Origin of the sequence: Paenibacillus shenyangensis (assembly GCF_000346635.1) — a bacterium.
In the GTDB taxonomy this organism is placed as follows: Bacteria; Bacillota; Bacilli; order Paenibacillales; family Paenibacillaceae; genus Saccharibacillus; species Saccharibacillus dauci.
The window spans coordinates 90,478-116,031 of sequence record NZ_AOIG01000021.1; the positions used below are offsets into that span (position 1 = coordinate 90,478).

Below are 25,554 nucleotides of genomic sequence, written 5' to 3' on the forward strand. Positions count from 1 at the left end.
TTACATTATGTATATGAAAAATGATATAAAATAAAGCCAGTGGCCCATAGGGAGTCACTGGCTTTATCTGGATTATACGTTATTGTCTACATTATGCCAATGACTGGCATTTACGTCTTCTTTACTAAAACCAGACACTTGATATGGCCTGGAAAATCAGAAATATTCCCAACCCGGCCATTAACAACGACATGCCTTTTTTTCGCTTGGCCTGTGAGAAGTTAAACACACCCAGACTGAGCAGAGGGAAAATGATGAGCGCGAATAGGAACATCATAAAATAAAAAGGCAGCGAAATGTCGGCAGTTCCCCAGAAATTCATGGTCGCTCTCTCTCCGTTTCACAAATGGTTGATCTTTATCTATTTATAAGTTTGTATAGTGGCTACAATAGCCTTTTTTGAATATCCTACAATTACCAATAACGAAATTATAGATCAAAATTCCGAATCTGGTTCATCCTAAATAAGGCAATTTTACGTCAAATTTTAAGCAATTGAGTGAGCATATATTGTTCGCCACTCTGTCTGTGTCGATGTCGTGACCGGTATGATCTATAGCAACGTTCCGTGATCATTTTCAGGATCATCCATAGACAAAACAAGAAGAACCGGCTTATCTATTCAATAAATCTATAACCGGCTGCATCATAATCACATAGCCAGACTATTGTATTTACCTATATTCCGAGTATAATACTCGGTATAAAAAGAATGCAAAGGTGTGAATGACTGTGAATCGTATTCAGGAAATAATATCAGAACGCAATGATGACTATCTGGATCTGCTGAATTATGCGATCCAGCTCGGCGACCTGGAATGGCAGGAAGAGATTCTCGAGAGCCTCTCTCACTGGAATACATCGAGCGACTGGGCGATTACAGAGAATTTGTGGAGAGAATTTGACCGTATCAATTATAAATTAATACAAGTGTACCAAGATATCCGCCAGAGCACGGATGAGCCGACCAAGAAGCAGCTGCTTCAGCAGTGGTGGGAGCTTAAGCTTCAGCGTATCCATGTATCCCGCCAGATCCAGTCCGAGACGACAGAGCAGGACAGCCCTGAGCAATCCTGCCCCTAGACTTTGATGGAATCAGCTCCGTGGAACCAGGCATGATCCATCTGCCTGACAGTGCTTGCTAGCCGCTGCTTGCCTATAATCGGCATACCTATAGGCAGACACCGTTCACACCGCAAATGATGCAATAACAAATAAAAAAGAGAGCCGAATCTGCCCCAGCAGACGGCTCCCTATATATCTTCTTTTACACGACAAGCCAGCCTGTATTCACATCCTACTGTGAATTACATGCTGGCTTGTTTCATATCACGCATCATCGTCATCATCGTAGTCATCATTTCATCGCATTCTTGCAGCTTGCTCATCATCATGTCGGTATTCATACCCATATCCTTCATGTTCATATCCATTTTGCTGCACATTTCCATCATCATCTTCATGTTGTTCATCTTGCTCATCATGTCTTCCATACCCATACCCATCATCATTTGCATACACATCTTTTCCATAGCCTTCAGCTCCTCATGAGTGTATTGATGTTGCGGTACTGCTAATAATCTAAGGTTCTAACGCTGTTAGAATACTACAGATTTGGAAGAAAGACAATCAGCAATCCGTCAGCATGGCTCTACGGCAGAGGAGAAATTTATTCTTCTGCGTGATCCAAATATAAGAAAGGAGCAGAGCAGACATAACCCGGAACCGGCGGTACTACACCGATACTCGCACCCGACCCAGAAATTGTGAAATCGCGGCATATGCCGCACCGATCACGGCAGACTGATCGCCCAGCTCGGAATACTGGATCACGAGCTTTTGCCGATGATAGGGCAGGGTACGCTGAGAGACAACCGTCTGGACGTGTGGTGCAATCCACGGCTCTGCCTGACGCATGTGACCGCCGATAATGATCACTTCCGGGTTAAAGCTGTTGACCAGATTGGTAATCCCGATCCCCAGATATTCCCCGATCCGCCGGAACAGTTCGATGGCTTCCGGTTCATCCCATTCTGCCTGCTGTACCCAGTAAGCGGTCGTACTGTCGAGCAGCGGATCACGAAGCGCATGATCATAAGCCAACTCCGAAGCATATAGTTCCCAGCAGCCGCGGCTGCCGCAGGAGCAGGGCAGACCGTACGCCTCGACTGACATATGACCGGTCTCCCCGGCATAGCCGCGCGCTCCCTTGTACGGCTCACCGTCAATAATAATACCGGAGCCAATCCCCATGCCTACACTGACATAGACCAGATTGCGTACATGCCGTCCTGCACCGAACTGCAGCTCGCCAATCGCGCCGGCATTGGCTTCATTATCAATCGTGACTGGCAGTCCGAACAACTGCTCCAGCTCCTCGCGCAGTGGCACACCTTCCCAGCCCAGATTGGGTGCGAACAGTACATTGCCGAGTGCATCGACCATACCAGGCACACCAACGCCCATTCCGATTAGTCCATGTACAGAGGCCGGTACCTCGGTCAGCAGCCGGGTCATCATCTGCTGCATCAGCTCGAGGGTTGTCGATACCTGATGATCCTGCAGTGGCATCATCTGGCGGGCGATAATCTCGCCTTCCAGATCGGTCAGTACAATCGTCAGCTCATTGACCGTTAGTTCCACACCCGCGGCATAACCGGCTGTCCGGTTGAATTCCAGCATGAGCGGCTTACGACCGCCACTGGACTGGCCTTCACCGGATTCCAGCACCAGTTGATCATCGATCAATTCCTGCACCAGATTGGAGACAGTTGCTTTGTTCAACCCGGTTAATCGGGAGACGCTCGTGCGGGAGAGTGGTGCATGCTGGCGGATACTGTCCAGTACGAGCGACTTGTTGATACGTTTGACGAGTGCCTGGTCTCCTGTAATTTTCATAAATGATACCCCTTTATCCGATTTTTTAAGACTTTGTTTAATGAATAGACAAAGTATTCTGTATATGTTAGGATAGCGATGTAAACGATTTCTTTCAAGCGGTTATTTTGCGCAGCGGACAGCTGGACCCAAGATGGACGACCTGTTCTGCCGCGAAATCTCACGCCCATGAACACATAAGAGGAGGATTTATGTAATGGCTTACTTTGCAAATGTTGAGAAAGTAGCTTACGAAGGTGTCCAATCCAAAAATCCCTATGCTTTCAAATTTTATAATCCGTCCCAGATCGTAGCGGGCAAGACGATGGAAGAGCACCTGCGCTTTGGTATGGCGTACTGGCATACACTCGTTGCCGGTGGTTCCGATCCGTTCGGTGTTGAAACCGCTTCCCGTCCATGGGGCTCCTATACAGGTATGGACCTGGCCAAAGCTCGCGTTGAAGGACTGTTCGAGCTGATGGACAAACTGAGCATGCCTTACTTCTGTTTCCACGATGTGGATATCGCTCCCGAAGGAGATAGTCTTCGCGAATTTTACAACAATATCGATACCATTGTCGATATGATTGAACAACATATGAAGCAAACCGGCAAAAAATTGCTGTGGAATACAGCCAACATGTTCAGCAATCCGCGCTTTATGCACGGTGCAGCTTCTACATGCAATGCCGATGTATACGCTCATGCAGCTGCACAGATCAAAAAAGGTCTGGAAGTCGGCAAGCGTCTGGGTGCGGAAAACTATGTATTCTGGGGCGGCCGTGAAGGGTACGAGACACTGCTGAATACAGACTATGCGCTGGAGCAGGACAATATGGGCCGCATGTTCCATATGGCAGTGGATTACGCCAAAGAAATCGGTTTTGATGCCCAGTTCCTGATCGAGCCGAAGCCGAAGGAGCCGACCAAGCATCAATACGACTTTGATGCGGCGACAGCGATTTCCTTCCTCAAAAAATATGATCTGACCGATCATTTCAAACTGAACCTGGAAGCCAACCATGCGACACTGGCAGGTCATACGTTCCAGCATGAGCTGCGTGTAGCCCGTACAGAAGGCATGCTCGGCTCGCTGGATGCCAACCAGGGCGATATGCTGATCGGCTGGGATACGGATGAATTCCCGGTAGATCTGTACGCAGCAACCACAACAATGTATGAAGTGCTGCAAAATGGTGGTCTGGGCCGCGGCGGTATTAACTTTGACGCCAAAGTACGCCGTCCTTCCTTTACACCAGAAGATCTGGTAATTGCTCATGTAGCCGGTATGGATACATTTGCCAAAGGTCTGACCACGGCTGCCCGTCTGCTGGAAGATCGCGTGTTCGAAGACTTTATTGATCAGCGCTACAGCAGCTTCCGCGAAGGCGTTGGTGCCGATGTAGTAAATGGCAAAGCAACACTGTCTTCACTGGCAGAGTATGCACTGAACAACGAGCAGCCGCGCCAGAATGAATCCGGCCGTGAAGAATTGCTCAAAGCCACACTGAACCAGTATCTGGTGACTGAATAATCCTATCTTTACAGCAGACAGCCATTCATCTTATCAGATCCTGCAGGTGTGATCCGGATAGCTGTTGTCTGCATCATAAAGAGTCCATGATCGCTTCCCTGGGTCCCGTAAGGGAACCGGCAGGGGAGCGATTTTTGGTATGGAGACCATCCGCTGTAAGATATTATTTTTATGTATGCAGTCATCCTATCGGGTCATTCAGCAATTTATAGAGGAGGAATACTATGAGCTACGTTATTGGAGTAGATCTGGGGACCAGCGCTGTCAAAACGGTGCTGGTCAATAAGCAGGGACAGGTGGCATTTGAGACATCGGAGTCGTATCCGCTATCCCAGCCCAAGCCAGGATACAGCGAGCAGAATCCCGAAGATTGGGTAGAGCAGACGCTGGTCTCGCTGGGCAGACTGCTGGAGGTATCCGGCGTAACGGCAGAAGAGATACAGGGTATGAGCTTCTCCGGACAGATGCATGGATTGGTATTATTGGATCAGGAGCACCAAGTGGTCCGTCCGGCGATCCTGTGGAATGATACACGTACAACTTCCCAGTGCCGCCGAATCGAACAGACACTGGGTGGAGAACTGCTGCAAATTGCCCGCAACCGTGCGCTTGAAGGGTTTACTTTACCCAAAATACTGTGGGTACAGGAACATGAACCGGATAACTGGAGCCAGGCGGCGCTGTTCCTGCTGCCCAAGGATTATGTACGCTATCGGTTGACCGGTGATCTGGCAATGGATTATTCGGATGCGGCTGGTACGTTGTTGCTCGATATTACCGCCAAGTCTTGGAGCGAAACGATTGCTACTGCGTTTGATCTGCCACTATCGCTTTGTCCGCGTCTGGTAGAGTCTTTTGACGATGTGGGCGGACTGCTGCCGGAGATCCGGGAGCGTACTGGTCTTAGTGAGGCTACACGTGTCTATGCGGGTGGTGCGGATAATGCTTGCGGCGCGATCGGAGCAGGCATTCTGAGCGAAGGGCAGACGATGTGCAGTATCGGTACCTCCGGGGTTGTGCTGTCTTACGAAGAGCGCAAGGATCTGGATTTTGAAGGTAAAGTGCATTTCTTTAATCATGGGGAAAAAGATGCCTTTTATATTATGGGTGTCACACTGGCAGCAGGTTACAGCCTGGAATGGTTCCGCAGCACATTTGGCAAGGAGTTGTCATTTGAAGCCCTGCTGTCAGGAGTAGACGAAATCACTGCCGGAGCTGAAGGCTTGCTGTTCACGCCGTATATTGTTGGTGAACGCACACCGCATCCGGATGCGGATATCCGCGGCAGCTTTATCGGGATAGATGCGTCGCATCGTCTCCCCCATTTTGCCCGCGCGGTGCTGGAAGGCATTACATTTTCTCTGCGGGAATCAATCGATATTCTGCGCGAGTCCGGCAAAAATATCACTGAAGTGGTCTCGATCGGTGGCGGCGCACGCAATGAGACCTGGCTGCAGATGCAGGCGGATATTTTCAATGCCAAAGTGGTCCGGCTGGAGAATGAGCAGGGACCAGCGATGGGAGCGGCTATGCTGGCTGCCTATGGCAGCGGCTGGTTTGAATCATTGGCAGATTGTGCAGCAGCGTTCCTGCGCACCTCCAAATCGTATGAACCCGATCCGGGCCGGGCGGAACGGTATAATCAGTTGTTTGCGATTTATCAGGAGATTTACAATCAGACAGCTGACCTGAACCGGCGACTGGCTGCTTTTAGAGGATAAGAATGGTTGATCGCCGTCCTACGTGAGCCTGTGCAAGGAATGGAAGTGTATATATGTTCTGCTGCTGCTGATATCAGGATGGATGTGACAGCAGAGTGAGTAGGGAACAAGCAATACAACAAGCAATAGAACGAACAGCAGACCTGATAATAGAATCAGCAGCAGATATATAATGACGCAGCCCTTTTTCTGTTTGTTGGAAAAAGGGTTGTACCTATTTTTGGCAAATATGCATACATACCAGGATAAGCGGTTAAGTTGATTGTACACGCAAAAAAGTTTTACAATAAAAGAAAAAGAAGCAGTATACTATAGAATAACTGTACAGGATAAGTAGGATTGCTGGATAAGCGCCATTTATTTTCCTTTATGCCGGAAATAGGTTGTATTAGATAGCTATCACACACTTTTTACCAAATAATACAGTCGTGCAGCGCAACTATTTGCTGTCACATGCGTCTTATGCTATAGGCCTGGCAAATCGCGGGCGCAGAGCGGAATCAGCCCCTGTAAGACACAATACACACATCACTGAAATTTATCGGTAAAGCGCCCTCATTCTATTACCGGAAACGGCTTGTCTGCCGATAAATACAATCAGAGCAAATCATAGGAGAAGGGCGGTTACGTCTGCATGAAAATGTCAAATAACATCTGGGTCAAAACCCTTCTGGCCGGAACAATCCTGTTCACAGGACTTCCTGCTGTTACTCCCAATCAGGCCATCTATGCGGCCTCTTCACAGGTAACCGTTAACAGTTCCACCGATGTGACCAATGCGCTTTATACGTCGCTAATGAATCGTGATGCCGAAGTTACTCTTTTATATAAAGGAAGTACCAGTGGCCTCAAAGCAATGCTGCAAAATGCATTCGAAAATGCGCTGGAGAAAGACCCGTATACCCAGTACATTCTGGACAGCTATGGACTGAGCTGGCGCCAGAATGCCTATTCTGCCCGTGTGACGGTTACGATGAATTATCGTGAGACGACCACCCAGACCGGCTATGTCAAAAATAAAGTACAGCAGATTCTCTCCAATATCGTGTCTTCCAGCATGAATGACCATGAGAAAGTCAAAGCCATCCATGACTGGGTCGTACGCAATGTGAAATATGATGAGACGTATACCCGCTATACCGCATATGAAGCACTGCATGATGGTACGGCTGTCTGTCAGGGATATGCCCTGCTGACCTACGAGCTGCTCAAGGAAGCTGGTATCCAGAATATGATCGTCGAAGGTACAGCCGATGGTGAACTGCATGCCTGGAATCTGGTGAACCTGGACGGCAAATGGTATCACCTGGATACGACATGGGATGATCCAGTACCGGATCAGGGAAATGATGTGCAGACCGCTTACTATCTGCTGACCGATTCGCAGATGAAGCAGGATCACAAATGGACCAAAACGTATCCGGCAGCAAATACAACGTATCACAGCACACTGGATCAGCTGATTGCAGCAGGCGATCCCAAAACAGGCTTTTACCAGCAGCTGGAGAAAACGCTGAACTATGTAACTGCAGCTAGCGAATCCGATGCGATTCGTTCGGCAGCAGGTCTCAAATCAAAAGTACAGGCAGCTCAGACAGCTGGCAAAAGTGCAGTCACTTTCCGCTACAGCGGCAGTCTGACCAGTCTCAAAAACGATCTGCGCGGTTTGTCTTCGGTTGGCGTAAAGTCGCTTTCCTATAGCGTAAAATCGATCAGGAGTACTAATGATCTGAAAGTTACTTTGAGCTGGAACTAATCCATTCTTTGACGCATAACCAATATTGAATAGATTGATCACAAAAGAACTGATCGCTGAATGCGATCGGTTCTTTTTGCCATGTGTATCAAAAGACTCAAAAGGTGGGATTTGTGCGTAGACAGAGTGAGATAATGAGAGACATCTGGTACTAAATAGAATTTGATAAATGATGGGAAAAGTCTATGAGAGCTCCAATTTAGTTCTTTATTATTATATGGTTTTTATATGGAAAAAAATTGGTGAGGCGAAAAGTACATATTTTACTCTCGTTACATCAATAATAACCTTTACAAATTAATGTTTACAGATATTAATTTATATATATATTAACTATTAAAAGTACAAAAGATACCTAAATCATAGGTGAACAATAATACGTGAATATTATATTTTAATTTTCTGAAAGCGCTTTATAATTAAGTGTAGACATTGAGCGGCGCACGCTGGACATTCAGTGTTAATTTGATTCAGAAGGGTGGAAGTTCGTTGAATATGAAGCGCAAAGTACTTACTATGCTGGTTATTATGACATTACTCGTGCCTATTTTCGCCGATACCAAAGGGTTTGCTGCACATTGGGCATTAAGTGGGGAAGTAGGTGCCCATGATCCTACACTGATCAAAGAAGGAAATAGCTGGTATGCTTTTTCAACTGGCCCAGGTATTTCGGTATTGAAATCGGATAACGGAAGCAACTTTTATCGTGTACCTCAGGTATTCTTGACGCAACCTTCCTGGTGGAAACAGTATGCGCCTGGATTGACAGGTGATAGAACACTTGATGTATGGGCACCGGATGTTAAAAGTTATAACGGTCGGGTGTGGTTGTATTATGCGATTTCTTCCGAATTCGGTAAAAATATATCAGCAATCGGTCTGGCTTCAGCTAGCAGCGTAGGTGCTGGCAGCTGGCGAGATGAAGGTGTAGTGCTTACCAGCAATACATCCAGTAACTTCAATGCCATCGATCCTGAACTGGTTATTGATAAAGATGGCAATCCGTGGATGGCATTTGGTTCATTCTGGTCGGGACTTAAATTGACTCGCCTGGATAAAAATACAATGAAACCAACAGGCAACATTAGTTCGATTGCCTATCGTCCTACAGGTGACCATGAAATTGAAGCACCGGCTATTACGTATAACGCACAAACCGGATACTATTACTTATTTGCTTCTATCGATAAATGCTGTAGTGGCGCGAACAGTACTTACAAAATCGTATACGGACGCTCCAAAAACATTGCTGGTCCTTATGTAGACAAAAACGGTGTAAGCATGATGAATGGCGGCGGTACGATTCTGGATGCAGGTAATGATCGCTGGAGAGGTCCGGGTGGACAGGATATCTACAATAATATTATTGTTAGACATTCTTATGATGCAACCACTCCCAAAGGTGATCCGAAAATGTTAATCAGTGATCTAAATTACGATTCAGCCGGCTGGCCAACCTACTAGCCGCACCCCAAAAGCAGTCTTGATCTGCTCCTTCTTCACTCGCACTAAAATCGAATTAACTACTTTCGTATCTTGTACAGATCATAGAATTCTGTAACTCAAAAAGCCTTTCTTGCTTCCCTTGTGTACCCGGAACCGGATACAGCAAGGGAGTAGAAAGGCTTTTTTTGGTATACATTTTGGTAAAGGTTACCGGGCTGCCCGATTCGAGGATGCCCTACCATTGGTCAGGTTGAATAATCAATCAGTGTCATGCCGTTGGTTCAACATTATGATACGGAATCATCCTGCCGTGCGCCAGTATCCAGATCGCATTCGGTCAGCGGAATAACCTTGGTATGCTTTGTCCATTTGTAGCCAAGCCACAAAATCAGGAACAGCGGCACGCTGATGTAAGAAGCGAGCAGAGATTTCCAATCAATCGCTTCTGGTGTAATGTACGACAGACTTTGTCCCACAATAACGATCGCACACAGTACAAAAGCAAACAGTGGGCCAAACGGGAACCATTTTGCCTTGAATGGCAGATCATTCATATTACGACCCTGCGCCTGGAAAGCACGACGGAAGCGGTAATGACTGATCGCAATCCCCAGCCATGTAATAAATCCGCACATTCCCGAAGCGTTCAGTAGCCAGCTATAGACGACGCCATCCCCGAACAGGGAAGCCAGAAAGGCCAACATTCCAAAAGCAGCGGTCACGATCAGTGCATTTTGCGGAATGCCGCGGGAATTCAGACGGCCAAACATTTTCGGTGCTTTGCCGGAGCGTGCCAATGCATACAGCACCCGGGTTGAAGCATACATACCGGAGTTACCGGCAGACAGCACGGAGGATAGGATAACGGCATTCATGACTGCAGCCGCAAAAGCCAGCCCTGCTTTTTCAAAAATCAGGGTGAATGGGCTGACACCGATATCGCTCAGATCACTGCCCAGCAGCGATGGTGTTGTATAGGGAATGATCAGACCAATCACCAGAATCGCCAGAATGTAGAAGATCAGAATACGCCAGAATACCTGACGGATTGCACGCGGTACATGCTCACGCGGGTTCTCGCTCTCACCGGCAGCAACTCCGATCAGCTCAGTACCCTGGAAAGAGAACCCGGCTGCCATGAATACACCGATAAAGGCGAGCAGTCCGCCGTTGAATGGAGCATCGCCAATCGTAAAGTTACGGAAGCCGATCGCTTCGCCGCCCATAATGCCAAAGATCATCAGTACGCCAATCACGAGGAAGGCGAGTACAACGACGATCTTGATCATGGCGAACCAGTATTCCGACTCACCGTACCCTTTGACTGACAGGATATTCAGCAGAAAGATCAGGGCCAGGAACAGCAGACTCCACAGGAACGAAGAGCTCTCCGGGAACCAGTATTTGATAATAATCGTGGCAGCAGACAGTTCGGCAGCGATCGTCACGGCCCAGTTGTACCAGAAATTCCAGCCCATCGCAAAGCCAAAAGCCGGATCGACGAAACGGGCGGCATACGTATTGAACGAACCGGAATCCGGCATATAGGTCGCCATCTCGCCAAGACTCGTCATCAGGAAATAGACCATAATACCGACGCAGGCATAAGCGAGCAGAGCCCCGCCGGGTCCGGCATTGGCTACCGCCCCGCCGCTGGCGAGGAATAATCCTGTCCCGATCGAACCGCCGAGGGCGATCATCGTCATATGTCTGGCGCGCAGGCCAGCGCGGAGCTGAGGCTCCGGTGTAGATGTAGGTTTAGCGGTTGAACTCATGATGCTTGTGTACACTCCTTCATAATCGTCCAGGGAAAGAATGCCAAAAAATAGACCGCGGCCAGGCCGGGTCTATTTCTATAGATTCCGCACCATACTTTCCCTTTAAGATAGCTCAACACAATGAAATGCTTGGATTTTTTCATTGTGACAGTTCTGTCCCTTTCGGGTACAGCCCCAGCACAGGATTCCCAGAGCGGAATCTGCACTTCGGCAGCAGGACCTTTTCAACCGGGATTCGCGGCGGCTCTACGCCTGCTCCGGTTGTACTGATTCATGCTGCGACCTCTACCTCATCGGTTATGTGTGATGAGGCATATTATTCAGTTATAGGTTCATATCAGCCTGTTGCGCACAGCTTGTGTTGTCTAAGCTGTTTAGCTGACATGGACGTGTTACAGTATACGTGCTTAGCAGACATTTGGCAATGATTTTGTACAGCAAGACGAAGAAAGTGGATTAGCTGGATGCATTTTGCTGACGGCTTTTGGCCATTTGCTGCCAGATCGTACCGGCGGCTTCTTCGCCGGATTCGATGCGTTCCAGCGCCATTTTGGCCTGCAAACTGACTTCGAATTCCGGATCTTCGACAGCTGTCTCCAGCGCCTCTCGTGCTTCTTCGGTACCGACTTCGTACAGGAAGCGGGCAGCCCGCCAGCGTACCAGTTTGCTGCTGTCCTGCAGGGTTTTCAGCATGGCTGGTGTTGCTGCCGGATCACCGATATCGGACAGGGTGTCGCCGGCTGTACGACGAACCGCAGCCGATTTGTCTTCCAGTGCGCGGTACAGCAGTTCCATCGCTGCTGGCGTTTTCAGATCGCCGAGATACACAACAGCAAGACGGCGGATTTGCATTTTCTCATCCGACAACGCCTTTTCGATCAGCGGCAGGCTGTCTTCGGTCGGTTCCAGTACGTCAAAGCCGGCATAACGTACACGCCAGTCTTCACTTTTCATGGATTCGGTAATTTCCTTCAGCGTCATACCGCGGCGCTGCTCGACAAATTCTTCATTGCTGGCGCCGTGGGAGATAGCCTGGTCGATAATTTTGCGCAGACGTTCCTGCGGGAAAGCAGCTTCCAGTTCCTGCTCTACTTCGCGGGCAATATCCGGCAGTTCTCCATAACGTACACCATAATCAGTCAACTTGCGCTCCTTGATTAGCGTTGCACTGGCGACTTCAGTTACAGCCTGCACGAACCGTTCGGCGAGAGAGATACGCTCTTCTTTGGTGCCGGCTTTGACCCGGATCTGCATCGGGATACCACGGAAAAACTGTACGAATACATTCGCTTCTCCAAAATGGTCCCCAGACAGATCTTCCGGTACTTCCAGCTTGTTCTCGATGCCCTGTTGGCCGAGCTTGTCCTGCACTTCGTTCAGAATAGCTGACCAATCGGCACTGGCACGGCGATCCAGAGCGACAAAGTCCGCGGTATGGAATACGCTTTTGACCCCGTTAATATGAAGCATCTCCCGAATAAAGGAAGGAGCCGAACGCTCGTTATCCAGTGTGTAGGTTTTACGGATCCCTTGCGGCAGTTCTTCCTCCAGACGCAGCATCATCGTGTTCGGACTGGGTGTAGGTTCAATCGAAATAATTTTCATAAATAGGTAGACCTCCATATATCAAATTGTGATTATGCAAAATGCAGATACCTATCCTGCAGAGCATTACAGCCTGCTGCAGCCGGATATTATCGCATCATGAGTAAGAATCATCCTGTAAGACGGTCAGCATAAGCAGACAGATCTCTTCTATACTATTGTAACCCAAAGAGGAAAAGGTTGGCACATGAGAAAACGATGAAGATTGATCCGGTTAAATGAAAAAGACGATTCTGCCTGATCGATGAACAGGAAGAATCGTCTTTTTGGCAGATCACATATAGAATTAACCGGCATCGCGTACAGTAGCTGTTTCTTTCATGCCCATCAGCGCATTCATCTGTTCCAGCAGATTGCCGCCGCCAGTCAGGGAAATGGTGCCGATTTTCTCGCAGATTTTCTCCAGGAATTCCAGTTCCTTGAGCCGGTAGAGCGTAGCATTCTCATCCATTAGCTTGGCGGTATTAAGCAGGCTGCGGGTGGAAGCCGTCTCTTCGCGGCGGGTAATCATATTGGCCTGCGCTTTTTTCTCGGCGAGCAGTACAGTATTCAGGATGGTACGGATATCGCCGGGCAGAATGACATCCTTGAGACCGGCGGACAGAAACTGCACACCATATTCCTCACTCTGTTTCTGCAGGCGACTCAGGACAAAGTCACCGATCTCCTGCTTCATGCGCAGCAGATCATCCAGCTTGAGCGTACCGACATATTCGCGCAGTAGCAGTTGCAATTGGATATAGACCTGCTCGTCAAAATTCTTGATCTCTGCTGCTTTGAGCGGATCGGTTACTTTGTACTGGCAGACAAAATTCAGCCGCAGCGTGACTTTGTCTTCGGTCAGAATCTCCTGTCCGGTCATATCCAGCTGCTGACGGCGCAGATCGATCTTTTTGACAGTGACATTAACCGGTCCACGCCAGTAGAAAGTACGGCCCGGTGGCAGCAGCTGCTGCAGCTGATTGTCAAAGTACAACAGACCAGTCTCATGGCTGGCAATATCGATGACATACAGATGGGAGTGCAGTTTCGCCAGAATACTGCGGCTGATCTCCGGTCCCACGACAGGCTGACGGATATCCGCATGGATAAACTGATGCTCCTGCAGTACATTCCAGTATACATACGTACCGGCTGTCAGCAGCGTGTTATATTTGCCATTGACCAGATGGATCACATATTCATGGTCGCTGACTTCAACGACAGTCAGTTCACGCATCAATTCGGCATCGTGCTGATAGAGCCGGATATGAACAGCTTCATTCTCGGTATGGGTAGGATTCCACTCGGTTGGTGTGAACTGAAGCGGCTCACTAAGCTTACAGCGCCGGATTGTAGTCTGACCGGACAGATTGAGGAATCGATAGCTTCCGGGCTGAAGAGTTTTGATGTAACTGCCTTGCTCGAACAGCAGTCCGCGCTCGTCGGCAGCAATATGTATTTTATGCAAAGGTTGTGGTTGGATGATAGTCATGGGTGTTTCCTCCTGATTTTATCTTTGTGCGGAAAGTTCTCTCGCATCACATACGGAGCCTGAGCTTGAGACAGCATCTGCTGAACCGAAGCGCCAAGTAGGGAGAATGGCATGAATCCGGCTGTGTGACTCGCCAGATTCTGCTGATCTGCCTTTCGTGACGATCTGTCCGAACACGATAACTGCCGAATCCGCCGGCTGCAAAGTAGGCTGCTGCGTGGTACCCATGCTAGCTGCACCCAGAGAACTTCCTGCTGCAAAGATTTGATTTTAATAAAGCTCCATTAACAGTGGAGTGCGCTACCTGCGCTCACGTGAAAGGTGAGTGGGATTCGAACCCGATCTACTATTTCATAGGGCGTACAGACGAATGCACGTTACGACATACCGTCATACATTGTATGCGGCACCGCCGGATCATGGAGATCCGCAGCCTGAAGGGTAAGTCATTCGTAGTGGACGCTTTATTATCATCGCTGATCAGAGGCTTCATGAACAGGGCGCAAGTATGGCGACAGGAACAAGAAGTGCATTTCGGAAGAAGCAGTCACAGTATAGAAGCGCTCCATCAACCGATATTCTTGCCTATCTTTGTTCAGGCTATGTAGCAAAGCAGCGGCAGATCATTCAGAAGCACAATTCAAATCAAATGTAGAGCGGCACATTCTTTATAATAAAGAAGAACAAGAAGAACATGGGCAAAGGAGGCAGCAGCATGAGTGAGCAGGTTCAGCACATGATCGATTGGTTGGAAGATCATCTGCTGGAAGAGTTTTCGCTGGCGGAGCTGGGACAGAGTGTAGGATATTCGCCTTACTATTGTTCCTTTCTGTTCCGGCATCATACAGGAATCAGCATGAAGAAATATATTCAGCTGCGCCGGGTTTTTCTGTCCAGCATCCGCTTGGCAGAGACGCAGAAGCGGATTATCGATATTGCAGTAGAGCATGGATATTCCTCGCAGGAGGCATTTTCCAGATCATTCAAGGATGTACTCGGGGTCACACCCCATGCGTTTCGGCAGCATCCTCAGCCGATACAATCCTATATCAAATTAACGATTGATTCATACGGGAGGGAATTAACGATGGATATTTCCGGTAAACAAGGTATTGAACAGCTGCAGCGTCAAGTCGAGGAATTGTACGAGCACGAGATTCTGAATGTGCTGAACGGGCAGATGATGTTTGAGAAGTTCCGGGAGAACCAGTGGATGGGTCAGAGCGATTATGTTCCTTTTAATGAAGCAATGTGTGTACACGAGACGACGGAAGAGATTTTCGGTGATTCGTTCTGCAGGGTAAGGGCGGAGGGACATGGCAGCTCACTGGAGCAGTATGAGCAGATTGTGATCCAGCCGCTGCAGCCTCTGATGGAAAAGGAATATCGCTGCATTGTGCTCTGGTTTGGCGACGATATGTTCTGTCAGATCAATCTGCTGACCCTGCTTGCCTATCTGGAGCAAAAAGATTACCAGGGAACGGTTTACGTTAATGTGGTTCAGGAGCAGACTTATGACGTGCAGCAGACAGCTATCCAGCTGGGTTCATTTGCCGATATCTACTGTCAGGTGCTGCTGAATCAACAGATGCCACAGGAACAAATGCTGCCTGTCATGTATCAGGGAATCCGGTTGTATCTCAATTTGCAGCAGCCTGACAATGAAGTAACAGCATTTATACGCAGTCATCCGGCAGATTCCGCCGAGCAGCTGCTGCCACAGCTATTTTCCCTGTTCAGCCATTATGGCATGGGCGATACCCAGTATCTGGAGCTGATAGCATCCGTGCGTCAGCCCTCATTGTAATAGCTTGGTGCGACTCTACCAGATAGATCAGAATAATCTCATCCAGACATCATATAGCAAAAAATAAAAGCGAAGACACTCTACCACTGAGGTAAAGTCCTTCGCTTTTTGGTACTTCTATGCATACGGCTATTCAATCCATTTCCTATACGGCTGCCTGATCTTCTGGCGCAGTCTTTGGATTGCGTACAATTTTCACTTCATAAAAAGTGATCTTGTTATCCAGGATATAATCCGGAATATTGCGGTGGGCATGAGATTCACGGAAAGCATCGCTGCGTGTCCAGCCCTGAAAATGATCCTTGGATTCCCAGCGTGTGCTGATCGTCACTTCGTCATACTCTTTGTTGCTGTCGTTGAACAGTACTTCCAGACCGAGAAAGCCTTCCATGAATTCCACTTTGCCGACTTTGTCAAAACGCTCGACGAGCAGATGAGCACTGCCCTTGGTAAGCTGGGATGTATTGGTTACGATAATCATATTATCTTCCTCCTGAGTGGTGAGGGATCTCCGGCAGAATGACCGGGTACTTCCCTTCAAATTGGATAGTGGCATTCATTCCATAAATATTGCGGATAAAGTCATCGTTCAACAGTTCCATTGGATGACCGGAGGCAGCGAGCCGACCTTGTCGCAAGGCAATCATATAATCACAGTAAGCGGCAGCCTGCTGCAGATCATGCAGTACCATCACAATCGTCAGCCCGGTCTCCCGGTTAATCCGGTGCAGCATATCCATCACTTCAAACTGATGGGCAATATCGAGAAACGTTGTCGGTTCATCGAGCAGTACAATATCGGTCTGCTGAGCGAGAGCCATGGCAATCCGCGCCCGCTGCTGCTCGCCGCCAGACAACGTATGGAACATGCGATCGGCATACATGGAGATACCGGTCCACTGCATGACCAGATCCAGAATCGTCTGATCTTCGGCACTTTGCAGCGGCTGGAATCGTTTCTTGTAGGGAGCTCGTCCATAGGCGACCAGTTCCCGCACAGTCAGCTGTGGGAGCGATTCCTTTAACTGCGGCAGCATGGTGATGGTATGAGACCATTCACGCAGGCTGTACTTCGCAGCAGGTCTGCCATGTACACTCACCTGTCCCTGATCGGGCTGCAGCAGGCGAACCAGAATACGCAGCAGCGTGGATTTGCCGGAACCGTTCGGTCCGACGATCGCGGTCAGCTGTCCGGCAGGTATGGAGATATGTACATCTTCCAGCCGGAAGTGTCCGCGGTTCAGCTGGATGCCGCTGGCTTCAATCGCATTCGTCATGACAGCACCGGCCCTTTTCGTTTTAATAAGTAAAGGAAGAATGGAGCACCGAGTACAGCCAGCAGAATACCGACAGGCAGTTCAATCGGATCGAACCAGGAGCGGGCAACCGTATCGGCAAACACGACCAGTACCCCGCCGCCCAGCATCGAGAAGGGAATCAGAAAACGGTAATCTTCCCCGATCAGCAGCCGGATCATATGCGGTACGACCAGTCCGACAAAGCCGACCAGTCCGGCAACACTGACCGCCGTACCTGCCAATAGTGCTGCCAGCATAATAATCATGAATCGCTGCAACTCGACACGCTGACCAAGCAGCCGCGCCGAATCATCTCCCAGCAGCAGCAGATTGGCAGGCTGGATCGCGAATAGGCAGAGCAGCAGACCGATAATCGCATATGGCGCCATAAACTCCAGATGATGCCAGCTGCGACCATTGAGCCCACCGGATAGCCAGGGCAGTACGGCCTGCACTCGATCGCTGAAAATAACCATGATCCCGTTCGTAAACGCACCAAGCAGTGCATTAACTGCTACTCCTGCCAGCACAATTTTGACCGGTGAAGCACCGCGTTCCCAGGCCATGACATAGATGACGATAGCGGTAATAAAGGCTCCCGCAAAAGCAGTGATCGGCAGCAGATAGCTGAACTGGGGAAGGATGACCATCGTAATCATCGCTGCCAGTCCGCCGCCTGCCGAGACTCCGATAATCCCCGGATCAGCCAACGGATTTTTCATAACCCCCTGCAGCAGTGCACCGGATGCAGCAAGACAGGCGCCGACCAACAGCCCAACCAATACTCGTGGTACACGCAGATCCATAACAATCGTACGATATACCGATTCCTGACCATACAGCCAGACTGCCATCAGTTCCTGCAAAGGAATAGACACCGCCCCATGCACAATCCCATAGATAGAGACCAAAACCAACAGCACCGGCAGCAGTATTGCGATTAGCCATCTGCGACGTGATCTTTGTCGCAGATCCGTACGTGACGTTTGCAGATCTGCACTCAACCGTTGTCGCGAATCGCGGTGAGAACGTTTCTGCAAATCAGGATTACTCATGAGCCTTATCCGGATACAGCAGACCGTGCATCAGATCAAGCGCTTCGGTAACTCTTGTGCCCGGATTAGTACCGAACAGATCTGAAGGCAGAACGTCTACCTGACCATTCTTAACGGCGCTGACGCTACTCCATGCCTGATTCTCCTGCATTTCTTTCAGAAATCCTGCCTTGACTTCCTCTCCGCTGCCATGGGTCATGATGAGCACATAATCCGGATCCGCTTCGACAATACGCTCGGTGTTAAGCTGGGCATACTGCGGATAATTTTGCAGTCCCGGCAGATCGGCAGCGATATTGATGCCACCGGCCAGTTCCAGAATGTTGCCGCTGAGCGAATTGGGCAGAGCGGCCATGTATGTACCGGGAGCTCCGTAGACGAGCAGCACCCTTGGTGGATGGGCAGCAGCTTTGGCAGAGGTCGACAGCTTCTGGATATGCTGTTTCAGTTCATCATTCAGCTGACTGGCCCGGTCTTCACGCTGAAGCATCTGTCCAAACAGGGTGATCTGCCGCTGGATATCCGCTACCGAGTTCGCCGAGCTAAGTACCATCTGAGCTCCGATGCTTTCGATTGTCGGAATATCCTTTTCATTGAGCGGTGCGTTACCGAGTACGACATCCGGCTGCAGGAAAGCGATCTTTTCCAGATCAATTTCATGGGTGGAGCCGATAGTTTGTACCTTTTCGGCAGCGGGTACAGGTGCCTTGCCTGTAGAAGTAGGGCGTCCCACGACCGTTCCGCCCAGTGCATAGATAATATCGACATCCCCGTTGCTGAGAGCTACGATTCGCTGGGGAATATGCTGCAGCGGTATAGTGCGATTGGCAAAGTCTGTAAGAGATACTGTACTGGCAGCTGCTGCAGACGTTGCAGTGGCAGCCGTTCCGGTGGAAGAAGCAGCCGGTTGACTGCATCCGGCCAGTGTGCAGACGAGCAGGATGGATATGCCCAAATGTGAAGCCTTCATACGAATTGATGTCCTCCTGCTTTTTGTATACAATCTATTTAAGCTAATTGATAATCATTTTCAATTATCAAGCTTGAGTTAAATGATAATTAATATCATTTGTAACGTCAATAATAAAATAAATTTAAAATTTAATTTGCAGCTTTGTAGCTCTCCAGGCAAGACAATAGGATTTGCGCATATAGAGGAAATGAAACTTTACCAGAGGATGAAAAATCCTTTAAAAATAAGGTATTACGCCAAAATTGACGTATTGACAAAGATCAAAAAACTGGTCTAACATGAGCATTGTGTAATGCACACATCTTCCCTGATTATGCATGGGGAGGGAAAATCAAGCATTTCACATGTCCTGTGGACATTTATTTTTAGATTTAATTGAGAATGATAATCAATTAAATCTCGCTCAATTCAATTTCATATGAAAGGAGGAGTTTTGTCCGATATGCAACGGAAATATGCATTACCGGTACTGTGGATGCTGATGATAGCGATGGTTATTGTTGTAGCTGTTCCATCGTCTGCTATTGCAGCGTCATCGAGCCGACCGGCGAAAGGTACATACACCATTGATTACGACATACTCCGCGCGGAAGACAATTCCGTATCCATTGCGAACGATTATTTTGAGAAGCCGGCCAAACTGTATGTGACTGGCAGCAAAATGACCATGCAGATCACTGTTAACCATAGCGCCTGGACAACGAAGTTCAAGGTGAAATACAAAGGCAAGATCGTGGATACCAAAGTGATCAAGACCAATACAGCCAAAGATACGCGTGTTGTCCAATTCCCGGTCGCCGATCTGAACAATGCGATGATCTCGCAGATCCATGTCACCGTACCGTCTTACAGCTACGATCATGACTATACGATTCGCTTCAAATTCGACCGCACCAGTCTGAAGAAATCCAAATAATGCAATGATCCATATCCCATCATACGTATCGAGGAGAGTGTTACTATGAATATTGCGATGAACCGTTCGACCAAATGGAGCTTTAAAAATACCCTGCTGGCTGTTGTACTGACCGCGCTGCTGGCAATGATCGTACTGCCTGTAAGTGCAGCTCACGCGGCTCTGGCCAACGGCACGTATTCCGTAGATTACAAAGTACTCGCCGATGGATCGACCAGTACTTCCCGCCTGGACAGCTATGTAGTGAAGCCGGCCACCGTGACCGTGGCAGATGGCGTAACCAAAGCTCGTCTTACTATTACCAGCAGCAATCTGATCACTGCATTCAAAGCAGAACAAAATGGTCAACTGGTAGACGCTACTGTAGTTAGCACCAATACGGCTAACAACACCCGTGTTGTGGAATTCCCGGTATCTGATCTGGACGCCACACTGAACGCTTATGCCGAGATCAAAATTCCGGTTATCAACTACACTGGTAAATACAATGTAGATCTGAAATTCGATTCTTCCAGCGCCGAGTAATTAAGAATTTATTTACAAAAGAAAATACAGCTTCATTACACTACGCTTTGTAAGGTGGAATTGGGGAAAGAGTGGACGGTTATTCAAAATTGAACAAGAAGGAGAATGAATCCAAGTGAATGTAACAATGAACCGTACGGAAAAAGGAACATGGCTCAAAGCTCTGATGATCGCAATGATCGTGGCATTGATCGGTGCTCTGATGGCACCGGGAGCCTCCAAAGCAGACGCGGCGGTAGCGGATGGTACGTATCTGATCGATTACACCGTCTATGCCAATGGCACGAACAATGCGTCTTATATGGATAACTCCGAATATTCCAAAAAACCGGCTACCCTGATCGTATCCGGTGGCAAAGCCACAGTAAAAGTAACACTGAACCATAAAGACTGGATCAAATCTTTTAAAACGCAACAAAATGGCACTTATGTAACGGCTGCCTCGACAACAAGCGGTGACACGGTAACCTATACGTTCCCGGTCAGCAATCTGTCGAACAAAGTAAACGCCCAGATTCGTGTAGTCGTTCCTGCTGATGTAGCAGGTCAACCATATGACCATACGTACACTGTGCAGTATTGGTTTGATCAAGCCAGCATCTAAACTAAAAAACACAAATAGGTAGATAGATGACTACTGCTTATCTGGGGCCACCCGGCTCCGGATAAGTCTATTTTGTTAACAGGGGGAGCATGACTTTGAAAAGGCGCTTTGCACCATATTTAATTAAATGTATTGTTTTTGTGATGTTGTTCTCCATGGTTTCACCGGCACTGCCTTCCGCCTTCGCAGAGGATATCGGTAGCAGTGAAGCCGGCAGCGTAAGTACAGATACCTATGGCGCTACTTCATCTGAAGCAGTGAGCGGGAATACGTATGCACCTATCGGAACACCGATTCATGTTCCTTCACAGGATTCGATGAGCCTGTTTAATTATTCGACCGCTACGACGGCTACATACAGTACGTATGCAGACGGGCAGTACACGATCGGTTACAAAGTGGTTCGTACTACGGATACGAGCAGAGAAGTAACTGCTTTTCGCGAAAGCTATGGCAATGCCGATCGTCCCGGTCGTGTTATTGTCAAAAACGGTCAATACACATTCAGCTTCCGCGGCATCAATGCCGAAAGTTTTACCGAGGTAACCGCTACTCAAAACAATCAGACCAGCACAGCAGTCTATACACAGGAGACGCAGGCTGCAACCAATCATTCCACAGCCAAGAACTATACGAGAGTCCATTTTGATGTCTATGATCTGAACGGTCCAATCACTTTGAATTACAAGTTCAATGATGTGGCGGGTTCGGGTTATTTGATTCTGGATACATCGACTCTGACCAAAGATAATACAGGAGAAACGCCGTCTACTCCGGCGGATCCCGAGCTGGTTGAACCTGCAACAGGTACCCGGCAAACCCTGAACTATACCGTTCTCAAGGATGGCACAAGCGAGACATCCATGATGGACAGTTACATGCAAAAACCTGCTACTCTTGTGACGACAGCGGATAACAAACGCTATATCCAGCTGGGTATCAATAGCAGCAGCATGGTGACCGAACTTCAGACCGATGTGAATGGTTCGTATACCAATGCAGGTATTATTGCAAAAGATACAACCAATGATATACGTACGGTGCAATTCCCTGCCGATGCTTTGACAACAAGCAATTCCCAAATATCCGGCAAGGTACATGTTACAATTCCAGCGCTCCAATATGACAACTGGTATACCGTACAATTCCAATTCGACAACAGCAGTCTGATCGAAGAAACCGTATCAGATATTAACTATACCGTACTCAAAAATGGGACCGAAGAAACCTCCATCATGGATGGTTACATGAACAAGCCAGCCCAGCTGGTAACCAAAGGCAATCAGCATTATATCCGCCTGACTATCAATAGCAGCAGCCTAATTACTTCCCTGCAAACCAGACAAAACGGGACTTATACCGAAGTAGATACCCTTTCGGAAGATCATTCCAAAAATATGCGTGTTATTCAATTCCCGATTGATGATGTATCACAAAAAGTAGATGCCTATACCCATGTAGTTATCTCCGGTATCGGGTATGACAACTGGTACTATGTGCAGTTCAAGTTTGGCAATAGCGTACAGACACCGATCTATCAAAATGGTGACTACAATCTGAACTACACGGTTCTGCATGCGACCAAAGAGCAGCCTTCTTCCATGGCCAATTACTTTACTGCACCAGCCACATTTACAGCCAAAGATGGCAAGTACTATGTGTCCTTTACAGTAAAAAGCAGCAGTATCGTAACCAGTCTGAAGACCGAAGCCCAGGGTACATTGGTCGAATCGACTATCGTTAGCCAGGATGCAGCCAACAATACGCGCCAGATTCGATTCGAGGTAGCCAATCTGGACGATATCCTGAAGGCGCAGGTACATGTCAAAGCAACACCGACATACGAAGCGGATTATGCGATCCGTCTGAAATTCGATGCTTCCAGCCTCAGTCCTGTAACAACGGCGCCAAGTACAGGCACGATTGCAGACGGACAATATGATGTGAATTTTACCGTGTACAAAAATGGTACGAATGAAACTTCTGTTATGGATGGTTATACCGCCAAGCCGGCACAATTGATTGCCGATGCCGGCAAGTATACAATTCGCCTGACGCTCAAAAACAGCTCCTGGATTCCTTCTTTCCAAACCAAGGTGGAAGGCAAGCTTCAAGAAGCACTAACAGTGTCGACAGGTAATGATACCCGCGTCGTTGAGTTCGCTATCGACAATCCGACGCAAAAAGTGGAAGCCTATACCCATGTGGTGATACCTGCCCTGAATTATAACAACTGGTATACCGTCCAACTGCAATTGGATACTTCGGGCTTGCTTCCGGATACGACGACTCCAGAGGTTCCAACGCCGGAGAATCCTGTGCCGGAAGTTCCGACACCTCAGCAGCCTACCACACCAGACGGTATGGCAGATGGAACATACAGTGCTTCCCTGACTGCCTACAAATACGGAACCAAAGAAACATCCGTTATGGACGGCTATCTGGGCAAACCGGCAACTGTCATCAAAAAAGGCGGCAAATATGTTGTACAGGTATTGCTCAAAAACAGCAGCTGGATCAAAACGTTCAAAGTGGGCGGACAGGAAGCAGAAGTAATTGCGACTTCCGGTGATACTCGTACCGTGCAATTCCCGGTAACGGATCTGCCGCGTAAAGTAAAAGTGAACACCCATGTTATCGTTCCGGACCTGGTGATCGGTGGTATGGATTACGATCATACGTATGATGTGGATCTGCAAGTAGGCTCGCTCACTTTGTATGAGGCGCCAATATTATCTACGACAACAACTGCTGTTCCACTGGACTTTGCCAAGCTTGCAGCTGGTACGTACAAGCTGCCATTCAGCATCGTGATGCCGGGTATCGCTTCCGGTACATCCACTCCGCTGGAGCGCTTTATGCCAGACGATCAACCCGTTCAGCTGACTGTGGAAAATGACAGCCGCTATGTCACCCTGACACTGAACAACGGCAATGAGATCAAAACGCTGCGTGTGGGCAGTAGTGATGGCTACAAAGATGCCGAAGTCATCAGCAGCGATGAAGCCAAAAATACCAAAACCGTCAAATTCAGCGTGTCCGATTACACCAAAAATGTACCGGCCCAGCTCGTAACGACCGGTGGTGTCAGCATCGCCAGCACATCAGCAGACAGTAGCAGTGATACCGTATACGATTTTGAGTTCAAATTTGATACAAGCGCTGTGACTGCAGACAGCAAAGCAACAGATGCAAGCAGCGACAAAGGCAATAACAATATTGCTGACGGTGATTACACAGCCACTTACCGTATTTTGAAAAATGGTACCGATACGGATTCTGTCCTGACCCCTTATCTGGACCGAACTGCCCAATTAACTGCCAAAAACGGTAAAGTATATGCCACTATTCAGGTTACGGATAGTGAATCGGTACCGATGTTTATGACCGATTATGCAGGCAAATATACGGCGCCACAGATCGTAGCCCAATCGCAGGATGGCAAATCCCGGACGATAACATTTGAAGTGCCGAATCTGGACAGCAAACTCAGTATTTTCGCTCAGGCTCTGAATACCGGGAAAATGGGTGGTCAGCTGCTCTTCGACCGCTCCACGCTCAGATCGACAACAGACAGCGCACAAGCAGTACCGGCAGTAGAAACAGTCCCTTCCAGCCCGTCCGGTGCTAGCGAAGCTACTCCGGCTGGAGAAGCAGCTGTAGACAGCAATGTTTCTGCCAATACAGGCAATACCGAGCCATCTGCCAGCGAAGCTGCTGCACAGAAATACAGCATTGCTGTAAAAGTATACAAAGACAAGAGTAATGAGCTGTCGGTCATGAACGATTACATTAAGCCAACAGCAACATTAATAGAAGAAAAGGGTCAGACCTATGCCGAACTGACACTGAATAATGGCAGCTGGATGCCTGTTCTTCAGGTCGAGCAGGATGGTGTACTGAAGGACGTAGAGAAAATATCTTCAACCGATAAAGTAACCACTGTTCGTTTCAAGGTCGATAATCTGTCAGGCAAAATCAATGCCTATACCCATGTTGTGGTACCCGGTCTGATCATTGGCGGTGTACCGTATGACCACTGGTATAATGTACAGCTAAAGTTCGATGAAGCGACCAAAAAAGCCAAATCATAATATCCTTACACTGCAATACCGACTGAATCGGTACCAGATTCGTCGTACATTGCAGGGAAGAATCATTGATCAACAGCATATGGGAGCAGGA

The 25,554-nt window shown here is 48.4% G+C and carries 21 protein-coding genes and 1 riboswitch; of the genes, 10 read left to right on the forward strand and 11 right to left on the reverse strand.

Annotated elements, in window-relative coordinates:
* Positions 1 to 124: 124 nt before the first annotated feature.
* A complete protein-coding gene (locus H065_RS0117000; RefSeq protein ID WP_017814281.1) occupies positions 125 to 322 on the reverse strand; it encodes a hypothetical protein in 198 nt (65 codons plus the stop codon).
* Between the two features lie 410 nt (positions 323 to 732).
* Here H065_RS0117000 and H065_RS26195 point away from each other — a divergent pair, with 410 nt between their 5' ends.
* A complete protein-coding gene (locus H065_RS26195) occupies positions 733 to 1,083 on the forward strand; it encodes a hypothetical protein (protein WP_017814282.1) in 351 nt (116 codons plus the stop codon).
* 224 nt (positions 1,084 to 1,307) lie between these two features.
* Here H065_RS26195 and H065_RS0117010 read toward each other — a convergent pair whose 3' ends face one another.
* Positions 1,308 to 1,532 carry a hypothetical protein gene (locus H065_RS0117010; protein ID WP_017814283.1) on the reverse strand — a complete coding sequence of 75 codons (225 nt, stop codon included), beginning with the start codon at positions 1,530 to 1,532 and terminating at the stop codon, positions 1,308 to 1,310.
* A gap of 202 nt (positions 1,533 to 1,734) precedes the next feature.
* Complete coding sequence (locus H065_RS0117015; protein ID WP_017814284.1) at positions 1,735 to 2,898, reverse strand: ROK family protein; 1,164 nt, start codon at positions 2,896 to 2,898, stop codon at positions 1,735 to 1,737.
* Between the two features lie 196 nt (positions 2,899 to 3,094).
* On the opposite strand from H065_RS0117015, the gene xylA reads away from it, so the two are divergent.
* The 4 genes from xylA (at position 3,095) to abnA (ending at position 9,352) form a co-directional block, all read left to right on the forward strand.
* Positions 3,095 to 4,411 (forward strand): xylose isomerase, encoded by a 1,317-nt coding sequence (xylA, locus tag H065_RS0117020; protein WP_017814285.1) that lies wholly within the window; start codon positions 3,095 to 3,097, stop codon positions 4,409 to 4,411.
* A gap of 224 nt (positions 4,412 to 4,635) precedes the next feature.
* The gene (gene xylB / locus H065_RS0117025) at positions 4,636 to 6,132 is read left to right on the forward strand and encodes a xylulokinase (RefSeq protein ID WP_017814286.1); all 1,497 of its coding nucleotides are present in this window, start codon (positions 4,636 to 4,638) and stop codon (positions 6,130 to 6,132) included.
* A 634-nt stretch (positions 6,133 to 6,766) separates the two neighbouring features.
* The gene (locus H065_RS0117030; protein ID WP_036630194.1) at positions 6,767 to 7,888 is read left to right on the forward strand and encodes a transglutaminase domain-containing protein; all 1,122 of its coding nucleotides are present in this window, start codon (positions 6,767 to 6,769) and stop codon (positions 7,886 to 7,888) included.
* Positions 7,889 to 8,404: 516 nt separating this feature from the next.
* Complete coding sequence (gene abnA / locus H065_RS0117035; protein WP_238557979.1) at positions 8,405 to 9,352, forward strand: arabinan endo-1,5-alpha-L-arabinosidase AbnA; 948 nt, start codon at positions 8,405 to 8,407, stop codon at positions 9,350 to 9,352.
* A gap of 269 nt (positions 9,353 to 9,621) precedes the next feature.
* On the opposite strand, the gene H065_RS0117040 is transcribed toward abnA, so the two are convergent.
* The 4 genes from H065_RS0117040 to H065_RS0117055 form a co-directional block, all read right to left on the reverse strand.
* On the reverse strand, positions 9,622 to 11,109 hold the full coding sequence (locus H065_RS0117040; protein WP_017814289.1) for an amino acid permease: 1,488 nt from the start codon (positions 11,107 to 11,109) through the stop codon (positions 9,622 to 9,624).
* Positions 11,110 to 11,212: 103 nt separating this feature from the next.
* A riboswitch (Lysine riboswitch) is annotated at positions 11,213 to 11,408 on the reverse strand.
* A 160-nt stretch (positions 11,409 to 11,568) separates the two neighbouring features.
* Positions 11,569 to 12,717 (reverse strand): virulence factor, encoded by a 1,149-nt coding sequence (locus H065_RS0117045; RefSeq protein ID WP_017814290.1) that lies wholly within the window; start codon positions 12,715 to 12,717, stop codon positions 11,569 to 11,571.
* Between the two features lie 286 nt (positions 12,718 to 13,003).
* Positions 13,004 to 14,191, reverse strand: a complete 1,188-nt coding sequence (locus tag H065_RS0117050; RefSeq protein WP_017814291.1) for a slipin family protein — start codon at positions 14,189 to 14,191, stop codon at positions 13,004 to 13,006.
* A gap of 18 nt (positions 14,192 to 14,209) precedes the next feature.
* Positions 14,210 to 14,419, reverse strand: coding sequence for a hypothetical protein (locus tag H065_RS0117055; protein WP_017814292.1), 210 nt, complete (start codon positions 14,417 to 14,419; stop codon positions 14,210 to 14,212).
* Positions 14,420 to 14,906: 487 nt separating this feature from the next.
* Between H065_RS0117055 and H065_RS0117060 the strand changes: the two genes are divergently transcribed.
* A complete protein-coding gene (locus tag H065_RS0117060) occupies positions 14,907 to 15,998 on the forward strand; it encodes a helix-turn-helix domain-containing protein (protein ID WP_017814293.1) in 1,092 nt (363 codons plus the stop codon).
* Between the two features lie 145 nt (positions 15,999 to 16,143).
* Here the strand turns inward: H065_RS0117060 and isdG are convergent, their stop codons facing one another.
* Genes isdG through H065_RS0117080 form a run of 4 tightly spaced genes read right to left on the reverse strand, consistent with a single transcriptional unit; the run spans position 16,144 to position 19,321 of the window.
* A complete protein-coding gene (gene isdG, locus H065_RS0117065; protein WP_017814294.1) occupies positions 16,144 to 16,479 on the reverse strand; it encodes a heme oxygenase in 336 nt (111 codons plus the stop codon).
* Position 16,480: 1 nt separating this feature from the next.
* Positions 16,481 to 17,275 carry an ABC transporter ATP-binding protein gene (locus H065_RS0117070; RefSeq protein WP_017814295.1) on the reverse strand — a complete coding sequence of 265 codons (795 nt, stop codon included), beginning with the start codon at positions 17,273 to 17,275 and terminating at the stop codon, positions 16,481 to 16,483.
* The gene (locus H065_RS0117075; protein ID WP_017814296.1) at positions 17,272 to 18,351 is read right to left on the reverse strand and encodes a FecCD family ABC transporter permease; all 1,080 of its coding nucleotides are present in this window, start codon (positions 18,349 to 18,351) and stop codon (positions 17,272 to 17,274) included. The genes H065_RS0117070 and H065_RS0117075 overlap by 4 nt, the downstream gene beginning before the upstream one ends.
* Complete coding sequence (locus tag H065_RS0117080; protein ID WP_017814297.1) at positions 18,344 to 19,321, reverse strand: ABC transporter substrate-binding protein; 978 nt, start codon at positions 19,319 to 19,321, stop codon at positions 18,344 to 18,346. Before H065_RS0117080 ends, H065_RS0117075 begins: the two co-directional genes overlap by 8 nt.
* 445 nt (positions 19,322 to 19,766) lie before the next feature.
* Here H065_RS0117080 and isdC point away from each other — a divergent pair, with 445 nt between their 5' ends.
* The 4 genes from isdC (at position 19,767) to H065_RS0117100 (ending at position 25,463) form a co-directional block, all read left to right on the forward strand.
* Positions 19,767 to 20,240 carry a heme uptake protein IsdC gene (isdC, locus tag H065_RS0117085; protein ID WP_017814298.1) on the forward strand — a complete coding sequence of 158 codons (474 nt, stop codon included), beginning with the start codon at positions 19,767 to 19,769 and terminating at the stop codon, positions 20,238 to 20,240.
* Between the two features lie 45 nt (positions 20,241 to 20,285).
* Complete coding sequence (locus H065_RS0117090; RefSeq protein WP_017814299.1) at positions 20,286 to 20,765, forward strand: NEAT domain-containing protein; 480 nt, start codon at positions 20,286 to 20,288, stop codon at positions 20,763 to 20,765.
* A gap of 127 nt (positions 20,766 to 20,892) precedes the next feature.
* A complete protein-coding gene (locus H065_RS0117095; RefSeq protein ID WP_238557977.1) occupies positions 20,893 to 21,369 on the forward strand; it encodes an NEAT domain-containing protein in 477 nt (158 codons plus the stop codon).
* Positions 21,370 to 21,464: 95 nt separating this feature from the next.
* A complete protein-coding gene (locus tag H065_RS0117100) occupies positions 21,465 to 25,463 on the forward strand; it encodes an NEAT domain-containing protein (RefSeq protein WP_017814301.1) in 3,999 nt (1,332 codons plus the stop codon).
* Positions 25,464 to 25,554 lie beyond the last annotated feature (91 nt).

Coding starts and splice junctions, on each gene's coding strand:
- H065_RS0117055 (WP_017814292.1), bottom strand. CDS start 14,419: ATGGGTACCACGCAGCAGCCTACTTTGCAGCCGGCGGATTCGGCAGTT.
- H065_RS0117050 (WP_017814291.1), bottom strand. CDS start 14,191: ATGACTATCATCCAACCACAACCTTTGCATAAAATACATATTGCTGCC.
- H065_RS0117080 (WP_017814297.1), bottom strand. CDS start 19,321: ATGAAGGCTTCACATTTGGGCATATCCATCCTGCTCGTCTGCACACTG.
- H065_RS0117030 (WP_036630194.1), top strand. CDS start 6,767: ATGAAAATGTCAAATAACATCTGGGTCAAAACCCTTCTGGCCGGAACA.
- H065_RS0117095 (WP_238557977.1), top strand. CDS start 20,893: ATGAACCGTACGGAAAAAGGAACATGGCTCAAAGCTCTGATGATCGCA.
- H065_RS0117045 (WP_017814290.1), bottom strand. CDS start 12,717: ATGAAAATTATTTCGATTGAACCTACACCCAGTCCGAACACGATGATG.
- H065_RS0117015 (WP_017814284.1), bottom strand. CDS start 2,898: ATGAAAATTACAGGAGACCAGGCACTCGTCAAACGTATCAACAAGTCG.
- H065_RS0117040 (WP_017814289.1), bottom strand. CDS start 11,109: ATGAGTTCAACCGCTAAACCTACATCTACACCGGAGCCTCAGCTCCGC.
- H065_RS0117060 (WP_017814293.1), top strand. CDS start 14,907: ATGAGTGAGCAGGTTCAGCACATGATCGATTGGTTGGAAGATCATCTG.
- H065_RS0117090 (WP_017814299.1), top strand. CDS start 20,286: ATGAATATTGCGATGAACCGTTCGACCAAATGGAGCTTTAAAAATACC.
- abnA (WP_238557979.1), top strand. CDS start 8,405: ATGCTGGTTATTATGACATTACTCGTGCCTATTTTCGCCGATACCAAA.
- xylB (WP_017814286.1), top strand. CDS start 4,636: ATGAGCTACGTTATTGGAGTAGATCTGGGGACCAGCGCTGTCAAAACG.
- H065_RS0117000 (WP_017814281.1), bottom strand. CDS start 322: ATGAATTTCTGGGGAACTGCCGACATTTCGCTGCCTTTTTATTTTATG.
- isdG (WP_017814294.1), bottom strand. CDS start 16,479: ATGATTATCGTAACCAATACATCCCAGCTTACCAAGGGCAGTGCTCAT.
- isdC (WP_017814298.1), top strand. CDS start 19,767: ATGCAACGGAAATATGCATTACCGGTACTGTGGATGCTGATGATAGCG.
- H065_RS0117010 (WP_017814283.1), bottom strand. CDS start 1,532: ATGGAAAAGATGTGTATGCAAATGATGATGGGTATGGGTATGGAAGAC.
- H065_RS0117070 (WP_017814295.1), bottom strand. CDS start 17,275: ATGACGAATGCGATTGAAGCCAGCGGCATCCAGCTGAACCGCGGACAC.
- xylA (WP_017814285.1), top strand. CDS start 3,095: ATGGCTTACTTTGCAAATGTTGAGAAAGTAGCTTACGAAGGTGTCCAA.
- H065_RS0117075 (WP_017814296.1), bottom strand. CDS start 18,351: ATGAGTAATCCTGATTTGCAGAAACGTTCTCACCGCGATTCGCGACAA.